This window comes from Sphingobium sp. LB126, from assembly GCF_002795205.1.
GTDB lineage: Bacteria > Pseudomonadota > Alphaproteobacteria > Sphingomonadales > Sphingomonadaceae > Sphingobium > Sphingobium chungbukense.
In genome coordinates, this window is the sequence record NZ_NETV01000002.1 from 158,731 (window position 1) to 170,555 (window position 11,825).

The following is an 11,825-nucleotide window of genomic DNA, read 5'->3' on the forward strand; positions in this document are numbered from 1 at the left end:
CCGAAGCCGGGTTCATGAATTATGGGCGTTGCTGGCTTCGTTCGAACCTTGTCCCTGCACCTTGGCGGTCAGGGCGCGGACCAGCCCGTCGATCTCGAAGCGCAGGATCGCCCATGCGTCGTCCGCATGGCGCAGATCGCCGTCCGCACCCATCGCCTCCAGCCGGAAGGCGGCGTCGGTCGCGGCCGGAGCGGCGAAGATGCGCGCCGACCCTTTGAGGCTGTGGGCCGTGCGCTGCAATTCGCGCATATCCCGTCCGTCGATCGCGGCGCGGAGCTGCCGCATCATTTCCGGGCATTCCGCGATAAAGACTTCGGCAAGTTCGAGCAGAAGCTCCTCGCTGCCATCGGCGTTCTGGAGCGCCCTGGCCCAGTCCATCAGCGTGCTCATGTCTCTCGCCTTTCCTTCTCCTGCTGTCCGGCGCGGGCGATCCGCCCTTCGACAACCTCGTAGAAATCCTCGACCTTGAGAGGTTTGGAGATATAGTCGTCCATCCCCGCCTCCAGGCAGCGCTCGCGGTCGCCGCGCATCGCATGGGCGGTCATCGCGACGATCGGGATATGATCGCCTGTCGACCGCTCGCGCGCACGAATGGCGGCGGTGGCCTGGAAGCCGTCCATCTCCGGCATCTGCACGTCCATGAGTACCACGTCGAAGCGGTTCCGGTTCACGGCCTCCACCGCTTGCGCGCCGTCGCCGACGATCTGCACCCTATGTCCACGCTTTTCCAGCAACCGCTGCGCGAGGCGCTGGTTCACGGCATTGTCCTCCGCCACCAATATGTGGAGCGAGGGCCTGTCCTCCGGCACCGGTTCGGCCTCGCCGCTTTCCTCGACCACCGTGACTTTCAGCACGGCCAGAATGGCCTCCAGCAGTTCGGACTGGCGCACGGGTTTCAGCAGGAAGGCGGAAATGCCAGTTGCCTCGGTACAGCGGGCCATTTCGTCCTTTTGTGCCGAAGAGAGCATGATGACGGCCGGCTGCTCTGCGCCATTGCGGCGCACGATCGCCCGCGCGACCGCAAAGCCGTCCATGTTCGGCATCATCATGTCCAGCAGCACGAGCCGGAAGGGGCGGCCGATGCCGACCGCATTCTTAAGCGCCGCGAGCGCTTTTGGGCCGCTGTCGACCGCCAGCGGCTTCATGCCCCAGCCTCGGATCATCTCGTCCAGGATGCGGCGGTTGGTGTCGTTATCGTCGACCACCAGCACCGCCAGATCGCGCAGCGATGGCTGTTCGATAGACCGGCCGGCCGGTTCGACCCGCGACAGGACGAAGGGGATGGTGAAATGGAAGATGCTGCCGCGTCCGACTTCGCTCGACAGTTCCAGCCGCCCGCCCATCAACTGCACCAGTTGCGAGGCGATGGTGAGCCCAAGCCCCGTGCCGCCGAAGCGGCGGGTGAAGGATGCGTCGGCCTGCGAGAAAGCCTCGAAGATCAGCCTTTGCTTTGCCGGCGCGATGCCTGGGCCGGTATCGCTGACCGCGATGCGCAGGCGCGCCCGGTCCGGTGCTCCCTGACCTTCGACCGGCGCGTCGACGCTGACGTCCAGCACTACCTCACCCTTGTCGGTGAAGCGCAGCGCATTGCCGACAAGATTGATGATGACCTGGCGCAGCCGGTGCGGATCGCCCTCCAGCCCATCGGGCACATCGAGCGCGACATGGCAGGCCAGCTCGATCCCCTTTTCGGTCGCGCGCCCGGCAAAGGCCTGCAACGTGTCGGCCAGCTCCTCGCGAATGCTGAAGGCGACATGTTCCAGTTCCAGACGGCCCGCCTCGATCTTCGAGAAATCGAGAATGTCGTCAATGAGGTGGAGCAGCGCGTCGGCCGATTGCGTCACCATATAGAGATATTCGCGCTGCGAAGCGGTGAGCGGCGTGTCGCTCAGCAATTCGGCGGCGCCGATCACGCCGTTCATCGGCGTGCGGATCTCATGGCTCATATTGGCGAGGAACTGGCTCTTGGCGCGGGTCGCTTCCTCCGCCTTGTCCTTGGCGGCGCGCAGTTCGATCTCGGAGGATTCGAGCTGCATCGTCCGTTCCTCCAGCCGGACATTGAGGCCGCGCAGTTCGGCGGTGCGTTGGGCCACCACCTGCTCGATGCGGGTGCGCTGGTTGGCGAGGGAGATGAGATAGATGAGCAGGATCAGGCTGATGCCCATCCCGCCTGCCAGCGCGATCAGGGGCGTGGCGATGCCCCGCTTGCGGCCGTAAGCGGGCGTGGCTGCGCTGTAGATCGTGAGGACGCTGTTGCCGATGACGAGCGAGCTGCTGTGGAAAATCTCCGCCGTCATGGTCGGGGGGCGGCGGACCTGGTCCGTTCGCCCGATGCGAGGACCGACAGCAGGACGCGCTGCGATGGTGGAGCGGCGGAATCGAGCAGATAAAGGTCGACCCCCTTGCGCGGCATCAGATCGATGGCGTTCTGGATCACGTCGCCGATCCGCAGCACGACGACCACGAAGCCCTTGAGATGCGTGCGCCGCTGGTCGACGGTCATGGCGTCCGCATTGCCATCATAGACCGGCGCGAACACGGCGATGCGGGGATCATCGTCCATCATCAGCGGCAGGCGGACATGGGCCGCCGCGTTGATCTCCCCACTGTCGCGAGCCGCCAACAAAGCGGAACGGGCAAAGGGGTCCGACCCCCAGTCGAAGCCCAATATGCCGCCAGCATCCCCGAGCGAGGATTGCGCATAGAAGATCGGGAAATAGTCCGAACCGGGCGGTGCCGGGACGGCGGCGTCGTGCCGGTCGACCCGGGTGAAGCGGAAATCCTTGCCGAGTTCGGTTGCCCCCCTGGTCTCCCAGGCCCTGCGCTCCACGCCGGAGACATGGGGAACCCATTGGACGGTATCGAGGCTGGACAGACCCGTCAGATAGACGCGCGTGAAGGCGTCGAATTCGCTGCGGCTGACGGCATCCGATCCCAAATAATAGCCCAGTAGCGCCTTTATCACGCTGGTTTCGGAGGAAAATTGCCGTTTTATCCCTTCCGCGCGCTGCTCCGCTTCCAAAGTGAATTCCGTCTCGATCGATCGGCCCTGCTCGGCCGAAAGCCAGCGCCAGGCCCCCACCGTCAGGCCCATGCTGACGATCCCCACAAGGATGGCGAACCAATAGGGGCGACTGCGGGCGAGCCAGCCTTTGGCGTCGGGGGGGAGGTTCGGTCTCGTCATGGCTGGCCGGTCCTTGCGGGAACGGGTTGCCATTCGCGGGCAAGGCGTTGGCCCTCCGCGATCTGTGCCGGCGACATGCCGCGCGACAGGCGGTCCAGCAATTGGGTCGCCTTTGTGCGCACGCGCTCGGTCCGGCCGTTGGTCTGGGCAAGCTGTAGCCATTTATAGGCAGTCACCTTGTCCTGGCTGACGCCTCGGCCCGTCGCGTAGATATCGCCCAACTCGACTTGCGCGTCCGGATTGCCCTGCGCGGCGGCGCGTTCGAACCAGTAGGCGGCTTTGGGCTTGCTCTCACGAAGGCCCCGACCGATCATGTACAGGACCGCGAGAGTGAATTGCGCGCCGACATGGCCCTGCTCGGCGGCGCGAGTGTACCATCGCGCCGCTTCCACCAGATCCTGGTCCACGCCCCATTCGCGCAAATAGATTTCGCCGAGATTATATTGGGCGTCCGCGAAACCCAGGGCGGCGGCGCGGCGTAGCAGCTTCAGCGCTTCGGGATAGTTTTTGCCGGTGCCGCGGCCGGTAAGATACATGCGGCCGAGATTGGTCTGCGCGCGCGGGTCGCCCTGATCGGCGAGGCTTTGATAGAGGCGCAGCGCGGTTGTATAGTCGCCCCGTCGATAGGCGGCGGTGGCATCCTCGAACGGGCCGGCATGGCAGGGGGCGGACAGAAGGAAAATACCCGCCAACAGGGTTTTCCGGACACAAAGGAGGAGCGTTGCGGCCGATATGCCCGCCGCACCTGACCCCTGCACGAAGGGCCTAGATGAAATGCCCAAGCCCCGCATGGCGGCACCTCTCCGGCATATTATGCCGGGCCGAACACTGTGTTTGACGGCCAGGGACCATGGTAACTCAGCCCGCCGCGAAAAGCGCGCTGTTTTTCGGGGGAAAACGCCTTCTGAATGAGACGGGCATGCACATCAAAACGGGACGCTGGGGGGCGGTCGGGAAAGGCCGGCGGGACAGCGTGCCGGGCATGATGTATGGGTAGGCGGCGCGACGATAGCGAATTCTTATATGTCGGATATCTCCGGAGACGACAGTGCCTCCTGGCGCGTTCAGAGGGGCAGGGCGGTCCGATACACGACCGGCCGCAACGCAAAACTGGTGGTGACCTGGGCGACACCGCGGATTTTGGTGAGCTTGTGACGGAGGAAGTCCTCAAACAGATTGAGTGACTCGACGAGTATCCTCAACTGATAGTCGGCGTCGCCGGTCATCAGATAACATTCCATGACCTCCGGAAAGCCGTCGACGGCTTTTTCGAACGCAGCCAGATGGCGGTCATCCTGTTGATCGAGTCGGACGCGAACGAAGGCGGTCACCGTTAAGCCGACCGCCGCCGGATCAACGAGCGCGGCATAATGCGAGATGACGCCGGCACTTTCGAGTTGACGCAAGCGCCTGAGGCAAGGGGAGGGCGACAAGCCGACAAGGTCCGACAGGTCCTGATTGGTGATGCGGCCATTGGCCTGCAAAGCCCGAAGCAGCTTCCGGTCGATTTCATCCAAACTCGGCATCATTGAAACATTCTGCGATCAAATCATCTGGATATGAAAGAATCTGCCAATTCTGTCGCATTCATCGGCTGATTTCGCAAGGACCTGCGTGGAGGATTCCGGTTAAGCTGACCTCCAGCTGAAAGGAACCACCCATGACCATCGCCCTGTCGAACGATCGACAAGATATCGTTGATGCGCTGGAAGCGATCGATCGACGCTTGCTGTGGCTGGCTTCCTGGACAGTGCATAATGCGAACCATATTCGTCCCAAGCGCGATGGCCTGAAGGTGGGCGGCCATCAGGCAAGTTGCGCGTCCATGACGGCCATCATGGCGGCGCTTTATTTTATGCCCTTGGCCCGAATGACAAAGTGGCCGTGAAGCCCCATGCCGGCCCGGTGCTCCACGCCATTCATTATCTGTTGGGAAACCAGAGCCTGGATCATCTCCAGCGCTTTCGCGGCCTGGGCGGCGTGCAAAGCTATCCCAGTCGCACAAAGGACAGGATTCCGGTCGATTTTTCGACGGGATCGGTTGGGTTGGGCGTCGCCATCACCGCCTTCTCCTCGCTGGTCCAGGATTATCTTGTCGCCCATGGCCAGGTCCGCGAGGAAGATGCTGGCCGCATGATCGCCTTGATGGGCGATGCGGAGCTTGACGAAGGCAATATCTACGAGTGCCTGATCGAAGGCTATAAGCACGACCTTCGTAACTGCTGGTGGATCGTGGACTATAACCGCCAGTCGCTCGATGCCACGACGGCGGATCGGATGTTCCGCCGGTTTGACGATATTTTCGAGACATGTGGATGGCGTGTCCTCACGCTCAAATATGGCAAGCTGCAACGTGCGGCATTTCAGAGGCCGGGCGGAAAGTCGCTTCAGGAATGGATCGACAACTGCCCGAATGCGGAATTCGCCGCTCTGACATATCAGGGCGGCGCCGCCTGGCGTCAGCGCCTTGTGGACGACATCGGCAGCAAGCCGCATGTCGCGAAGCTGCTCGACAGCTTCGACGATCAGGGGCTGGCGGCTCTGATGACCAATCTTGGCGGGCATTGCATCGAGACGCTGATGGACGCGTTCGACAGCGCCACCGACGATCGGCCGACCCTGTTCATAGCCTATACGGTCAAAGGTTATGGCACGCCTCTCGCCGGTCATAAGGACAATCATTCCGGCATGATGAACAATGCTCAAATGGACATGTTTCGATCGTCCATGGGCATTGCCGAGGGTGAGGAATGGGAGCCTTGGGCTGGCCAGGGCGACAATGTGGCAGCGCAGCTCAAGGCGTTCATCGCCCGATCGCGCTTCGCTTCCAAGCCGCCGGAGCCGACCGCGGGGGCCGTGCCCGTTCCTGCCATCCCTGTTCCCGAAGGCGCGGACCAGTCGACGCAGGCTGCTTTCGGCCGGATATTGCTCGATCTCGCCAAATCGGGCGAGCAACTGGCCGACCGCATTGTCACGACGGCTCCGGACGTGACCCAGACGACCAATCTGGGCGCATTCGTCAATCAGCGCGGGATCTTTCGCCGGCAAGAACTGGCCGACGTTTTCCAGAAGGCCAAAATCCCGTCCGCGCAAAAATGGGCGCAGCATGCGGCTGGTCAGCATATCGAGCTGGGCATCGCGGAGAATAATTTCTTCCTCCTGCTCGCCTCGCTCGGATTGGCGGCGCCTCATTTCGGTACGCGCCTCATTCCCGTGGGCACCGTCTATGATCCGTTCGTTTCGCGTGGTCTCGATGCGCTGAACTATGGTTGCTATCAGGACTCACGCTTCCTGCTTGTCGGGACGCCGTCGGGCATGACGCTGGCGGCCGAGGGCGGCGCGCATCAGTCGATCAATACGCCGCTGATCGGCATGGGACAGCCCAATCTCGCTTATTTCGATCCGGCATTTGCCGACGAACTCGCCCTGATGATGCGTTGGGCCTTCGAGCATATGCAGCGCCCTGACGGCTCCTCCGTATATCTCCGGCTTTCGACGCGTTCGATCCAGCAGGTCGAGCGCGAGGACGATGCGTGGCAGGCAGACGCGCTGCAAGGCGGCTATTGGCTTCGCAAGCCGGCGGCGGGCGCCGAGGCCGCCATCGTCTTCAGCGGGGTGGTCGCACCCGAGGCACTGGCCGCTTGGGAACAATTGGCCGACGACATTCCGGGGATCGGCCTGCTCAACGTGACGTCGCCCGATCTGCTGCATCGTGGCTGGTCGGCGCGATGCGCAGCCCGCTGGTCGGGTGGCGCAAGCCAGCCCTGCCATGCCGAGAAGCTGTTGTCCGCGCTGGCGCCGGGTGCGGGCCTGATCACCGTTCTGGATGGCTCGCCTTCTGCGCTTTCCTGGCTCGGCGGTGTACTTGGCATGCGGGTCAGTCCGCTGGGAACCGACCGTTTTGGTCAGACCGGAGATCTACCTGACCTGTACCGTACATACAGGCTGGATGCCGACGCGATCGTGGAGGCTGCCGCCGAACTCTTTTTGAGGAACTCAGATGGCAATTGAACTCAGGATGCCGGCGCTGTCGCCGACGATGGAGAAAGGCAATCTGGCGAAGTGGCTGGTGTCTGAGGGCGATAGCATCAAGCCGGGCGATCTCATTGCCGAGATCGAGACCGACAAGGCGACGATGGAGTTGGAAGCCGTCGATGAGGGCCGCATAACCACTCTCGTCATTGCGGCGGGGACGGATGATGTCGCCGTCGGAACGGTGATTGCTCTGCTCGCCGCCGCCGATGAACGCGCCGATACGGCGACCGTTGCCCAAGCGATGGACGAGGACGCGGCGCCCGTTGATCCCGAACCGATCCTGGTGCCGATGGGGGAGGGCGTCTTGCTCGTCGACGCGCCGCCGTCCGTGAGCGCGTCCCCCAGGCGTCCGTCGCCATCGGGCCGCCTCAAGGTCAGTCCATTGGCACAACGCATCGCTGATGCGAAGGGTATGGATCTTGAAGGCATCGTCGGATCGGGCCCCAACGGCAGGATCGTCCGGGCCGACCTTCCTGTTGCGCCGCTGGTCGTCCCTGCCCCCTCATCGCTGCGCCCGGGCGGCGCTGCGGACGCAGGGACGGGCATCGTGCCGCCCCCTGCGGGCGTGCCCGTCGAAACCGTCAAGCTGAGCGCGATGCGGCGGACGATCGCGCGCCGGCTGACCGAGGCGAAGCGGACGATCCCTCATTTCTATCTCACCGTCCGATGCAACATCGATCCACTCCTCAGGCTGCGTGAGGAGCTCAACGCCGGCCTTGCAGCCCGGGGGATCAAATTGAGCGTCAACGATTTGCTCATGAAGGCGATGGCGTTGGCGCTCGTCGAGGTGCCCGACGCGAATGTGCAATATGGGGGCGACGACCTCCATCGCTTCGGCCGGGTCGACATTGCGATGGCGGTCGCGATCGACGGCGGTCTCATCACCCCGGTCATTCGAGATGTGTCCGCATTGTCGCTGTCCGCGATCGCCCAGGCGAGCAAGGGGCTCGCGGTAAAGGCGCGTGCGGGCCATCTCCAACCCGAGGACTATCAGGGAGGAACCGCTTCAATCTCCAATCTCGGCATGTTCGGCATCGATGAGATGTTTCCTGTCATCAATCCACCCCAGGCGCTGATTCTGGGGATCGGCGCCGCTGTCGAGCAACCATGGAAGGTCGATGGGGAGCTGGCGCTCGCGACCATCGTCGCGGCCACGGGCAGCTTCGATCATCGCGCCATCGACGGTGCCATCGCAGCCCGGTTCATGGACGCGTTTCGAACCTTCGTCGAAACCCCGATGCTTGTCATGAGCTGAGAGGCGAAGGGAAGAAGCTGGATCCATCGCCATTTCTGGCTCCGTCGACTGATGCGGGTGGATGATCCGGCCGACCGGGGGGCAAAAGCAGGATCAGCCCAACGCCATCCAACCGGCCAGACTGGCGGCGGCTGCGGTCACCGCGGCGAGAAGCGGCATGGCGGCCCTGCCGCCGCCGTGACGCCATCCGATGACCAGGGTCATCACCGCCTTGGCCAGCGTATTGGCCAGGACAGCGCTCCCCAGAATGAGGCCTGCGCTACGATTGTCCAGCAGGTCGGGCGGCAGTCCAGCCATGGTCATCACCGCGGCATCGACGTCGGATATGCCGGTCAGGGTCAGAATGACGGCCATGCCTTGCTCGCCGAAACGCGCCAGCGCCCATCGTGCGGCAAGCGACAATCCTGCTACCAGAGCCGCCAGCATGAGCGCAGGTGCAAAGCCGAGCGGATTGGAAATCTCCATGCCGTCGCCACCTTTGCCATGGCGTCGCCAGGCGATCAGGGCGAATATCACGGCAACCAGCGTCGCAGGAGCCATGGTCAGCGCCAGCGTGGGAACGGCGCGTGGGATGAGGGCGAGTGCAACGAGCTGAACCCGCACGAACATGACGATGGACGCGACCGCGATGCCCGCCGACAATATGTCCCGGGCCTCCGGTTCGTCGCGCAGGCGACGGGCGTAATCCGCCGTCACGGCCGTGGAGGAGACGATGGCGCCCGTCAGGGCCACCACCAATATTCCCCGGTCGCGGCCGAAGCGTCTGGAAATGGCATAGCCAGAAAAGGACAGGCCGGTCACGAATACGACCACCATCCATATCTTGCGAGGGTTCCACGCATCAAAGGGGCCGTAGGCGGCGTCCGGCAGCAGTGGCAGGATGACGAGTGCGACCAGCAGGAAGCGGGACACGCCCTCGATTTCGCTTTCGTCCATGCCCCTGAGCAGGGCGTGCATCGATTGCCGCGCGCTCAGGATCGCAAAGGTCGCCGCGCCCGTTGCAAGACCCAGCGCGGGCGACACCCTCGTGGCACAGAAACTCGCGCCGAAGGTCAGCAGGCCGGCGAGCGTCGTTGTGGCGGACAGATTCTCCGGATCGACGCTGCGCGCATAGCCGATCGCCAGGACAGCCACGACTCCCAGGCAGAGAGAGGCAGCGACGGTGTCGGGCGCCAATCCGCCGATACCGCCCAGCAATCCGATCAGGCCGAAGGTTCGAAAACCCGCGACCCTGTGGCCCTTGCCCAGATCCCGCTGTGTCCAGCCGCGCTCCAGCCCCACGAGCAATCCGACCGCGATGGAGGCGATCATGGACAGATAGGGTTGGGCAATGTCGGTCATGGGCTTTGCATGCCTATGCCTGCTGTCGTGACGACGGCATAGGTATAAACCACAATCAACCTTCTTGGGTGGGCACTCTTTTTTGCGGTCTGTCCTGTCGGCACATTTCATGCCTGCCGCTGTGCCCCGTTCCATCGGACGCCCCCGATCGACCAGTGGCCGGCGTTGCTCTTGCGCGGCACTTGCCCCATAAGAGCATATGACAAATCCATTACATCCCGCTCCGGCCCAACTGGATAGAATCCAGCAAAATTATCTCGCCAAGGCCGAACGGAGGCTCCTGACCTGGTTTTGCGGCCGGATGCCCGCATGGGTGACACCGGACTTGCTGACCCTGTTGGGTGTGATCGGCGCCTTCATGACCTTTGCGGGCTATGCGGCGAGCAATTACGGCTCCGCATGGCTCCTCCTCGCGATCATGGGCTATACCGTGCAATGGTTCGGTGACTCGATGGACGGGAGCCTCGCTCGCTATCGCCATATAGAGCGGCCTTCCTATGGCTATTTCATCGATCATAGCTGCGACGGTCTGGTCGTTCTGCTGATCCTGGCGGGGATGGGTCTCAGTCCGTTCGTGACGATGGACGTCGCCATGATCGCGCTGGCGGGCTATCTGCTGCTGTCGATCCACGCCTATCTTTCCGCCCGGGTCCTTGGGGAATTCAAGCTTTCCTATCTTTCCGCCGGTCCGACCGAGCTTCGCCTGATGCTGATGACCTTGACCGCCATGATGATGCAACTGGGTTCCGGCCCCGGCCTGTTCGGGGCCTGGTCGGGATTCGACATATTCGTGGGAACGGTCGGCGCCATTCTCATCATCCTGTTCATCATCCAGACGCTGGTCACCGGACGGCGCCTGGCCAGGATAGAGGCGGGGCAACGATAGGGGCGACGTGCCGCCGGCTGCATGCAAGCGCGAAGCGGGCTAGCCGAACATGATCCGGAACGGTTATGAACGGCCTTCCGAACTTCAGGAGCCCGACAATGCCGAACCCCAGCCCATGGCAGCATCATCGTCAGCCCGGCATCGCGGATGACATCGATTTCGAGATCAAGGGGCAGGAACTGCAATTCCTCGAAATCGAACTCGATCCGGGCGAAAGCGCGGTTGCGGAGGCAGGGGCATTGGTCTGGAAGGATGCGGTGGTCGGCATGACCACCGTTTTCGGTGACGGCAGCGGCGGCAGCGACGGCGGCTTCATGGGCAAGCTGCTGGGCGCGGGCAAGCGTCTGGTCACCGGCGAGAGCCTGTTCACGACCGTGTTCACGCATAATGGCCATGGCAAGGCGCGGGTCGCCTTCGCCTCGCCCACGCCCGGCGCGATCCTGCCCATCCGTCTCGACCAATATGGCGGCCGGCTGATCTGCCAGAAGGACAGTTTTCTGGCCGCCGCGAAGGGCGTCTCGATCGGCGTCCATTTTCAGCAGCGGATCATGACCGGACTGTTCGGCGGCGAAGGCTTCATCATGCAGAAGCTGGAAGGCGATGGCTGGGTCTTCGTCCAGATGGGCGGAACGATCGTCGAACGCGAACTGGCGCCGGGGGAGCAATTGCATGTCGATACGGGCTGCGTCGCCGCCTACACCGATACGGTCGATTTCGATCTGGAGCGGGCGGGGGGTGTGCGAAGCATCCTGTTCGGCGGTGAAGGTCTGTTTTTCGCGCGCCTGACCGGGCCCGGCAAAGTGTGGATCCAGTCGTTGCCCTTCTCCCGGCTTGCGGGTCGGATGCTGGCGGCTGCCGGAAGCCGGGGCGGACAGAATCGCGGCGAAGGCTCCGTCCTGGGCGGTTTGGGAGATCTGATTGGCGGTAACAATTAGGTCGAGAGTCCCGTTGCTCTGGGGATTTCATCGGAATTAACGCGCTTTACAGGATCGTGTTGTGGCATCGGGCGCCAGGCGGCGTTCAAGGGCATGGCCGATTGGCAGACGGGATATGTGCGATGATCCTGCTGAACCCCCGCACTGGAAGACGCCAAGCCGGCAAGCGGGCAAAGTGCCCAATCCTAT

Annotated in this window: 9 protein-coding genes and 1 pseudogene; 4 read left to right on the forward strand and 6 right to left on the reverse strand. The window is 63.2% G+C overall.

Features of this window, described 5'->3' with window-relative positions; translation table 11 throughout:
• Positions 1-12: 12 nt before the first annotated feature.
• The 5 genes from CAF53_RS17055 to CAF53_RS17075 all read right to left on the reverse strand — a co-directional run bounded on the left by CAF53_RS17055 (position 13) and on the right by CAF53_RS17075 (position 4,710).
• Positions 13-390, reverse strand: a complete 378-nt coding sequence (locus tag CAF53_RS17055; protein WP_046763766.1) for an Hpt domain-containing protein — start codon at positions 388-390, stop codon at positions 13-15.
• Positions 387-2,297: a response regulator gene (locus CAF53_RS17060; RefSeq protein WP_100238964.1), complete on the reverse strand. Its 1,911-nt coding sequence runs from the start codon at positions 2,295-2,297 to the stop codon at positions 387-389. The genes CAF53_RS17055 and CAF53_RS17060 overlap by 4 nt, the downstream gene beginning before the upstream one ends.
• Positions 2,294-3,184 carry a CHASE domain-containing protein gene (locus tag CAF53_RS17065; RefSeq protein WP_157801282.1) on the reverse strand — a complete coding sequence of 297 codons (891 nt, stop codon included), beginning with the start codon at positions 3,182-3,184 and terminating at the stop codon, positions 2,294-2,296. The genes CAF53_RS17060 and CAF53_RS17065 overlap by 4 nt, the downstream gene beginning before the upstream one ends.
• Entirely contained in the window at positions 3,181-3,876 is a 696-nt protein-coding gene (locus tag CAF53_RS17070) for a tetratricopeptide repeat protein (RefSeq protein WP_197707468.1), read from the reverse strand. The genes CAF53_RS17065 and CAF53_RS17070 overlap by 4 nt, the downstream gene beginning before the upstream one ends.
• Positions 3,877-4,248: 372 nt before the next feature.
• Positions 4,249-4,710, reverse strand: a complete 462-nt coding sequence (locus CAF53_RS17075) for an Lrp/AsnC family transcriptional regulator (RefSeq protein ID WP_046764082.1) — start codon at positions 4,708-4,710, stop codon at positions 4,249-4,251.
• A 134-nt stretch (positions 4,711-4,844) separates the two neighbouring features.
• On the opposite strand from CAF53_RS17075, the pseudogene CAF53_RS17080 reads away from it, so the two are divergent.
• Positions 4,845-7,195: pseudogene (locus tag CAF53_RS17080) on the forward strand (transketolase).
• The gene (locus CAF53_RS17085; RefSeq protein WP_100238967.1) at positions 7,185-8,474 is read left to right on the forward strand and encodes a dihydrolipoamide acetyltransferase family protein; all 1,290 of its coding nucleotides are present in this window, start codon (positions 7,185-7,187) and stop codon (positions 8,472-8,474) included. Before CAF53_RS17080 ends, CAF53_RS17085 begins: the two are co-directional and overlap by 11 nt.
• 93 nt (positions 8,475-8,567) lie before the next feature.
• On the opposite strand, the gene CAF53_RS17090 is transcribed toward CAF53_RS17085, so the two are convergent.
• Positions 8,568-9,815: a DUF4010 domain-containing protein gene (locus CAF53_RS17090; protein ID WP_100238968.1), complete on the reverse strand. Its 1,248-nt coding sequence runs from the start codon at positions 9,813-9,815 to the stop codon at positions 8,568-8,570.
• 199 nt (positions 9,816-10,014) lie between these two features.
• Here CAF53_RS17090 and CAF53_RS17095 point away from each other — a divergent pair, with 199 nt between their 5' ends.
• Positions 10,015-10,701 carry a CDP-alcohol phosphatidyltransferase family protein gene (locus CAF53_RS17095; protein WP_046763770.1) on the forward strand — a complete coding sequence of 229 codons (687 nt, stop codon included), beginning with the start codon at positions 10,015-10,017 and terminating at the stop codon, positions 10,699-10,701.
• A gap of 98 nt (positions 10,702-10,799) precedes the next feature.
• On the forward strand, positions 10,800-11,636 hold the full coding sequence (locus CAF53_RS17100) for a TIGR00266 family protein (protein ID WP_100238969.1): 837 nt from the start codon (positions 10,800-10,802) through the stop codon (positions 11,634-11,636).
• The last annotated feature ends 189 nt before the right edge of the window (positions 11,637-11,825 follow it).

What these genes read in the sequence shown, in the direction of transcription:
- CAF53_RS17065 (WP_157801282.1), bottom strand. Translation starts at nt 3,184, where the DNA reads ATGACGAGACCGAACCTCCCCCCCGACGCCAAAGGCTGGCTCGCCCGC.
- CAF53_RS17095 (WP_046763770.1), top strand. Translation starts at nt 10,015, where the DNA reads ATGACAAATCCATTACATCCCGCTCCGGCCCAACTGGATAGAATCCAG.
- CAF53_RS17055 (WP_046763766.1), bottom strand. Translation starts at nt 390, where the DNA reads ATGAGCACGCTGATGGACTGGGCCAGGGCGCTCCAGAACGCCGATGGC.
- CAF53_RS17060 (WP_100238964.1), bottom strand. Translation starts at nt 2,297, where the DNA reads ATGACGGCGGAGATTTTCCACAGCAGCTCGCTCGTCATCGGCAACAGC.
- CAF53_RS17090 (WP_100238968.1), bottom strand. Translation starts at nt 9,815, where the DNA reads ATGACCGACATTGCCCAACCCTATCTGTCCATGATCGCCTCCATCGCG.
- CAF53_RS17075 (WP_046764082.1), bottom strand. Translation starts at nt 4,710, where the DNA reads ATGCCGAGTTTGGATGAAATCGACCGGAAGCTGCTTCGGGCTTTGCAG.
- CAF53_RS17100 (WP_100238969.1), top strand. Translation starts at nt 10,800, where the DNA reads ATGCCGAACCCCAGCCCATGGCAGCATCATCGTCAGCCCGGCATCGCG.
- CAF53_RS17085 (WP_100238967.1), top strand. Translation starts at nt 7,185, where the DNA reads ATGGCAATTGAACTCAGGATGCCGGCGCTGTCGCCGACGATGGAGAAA.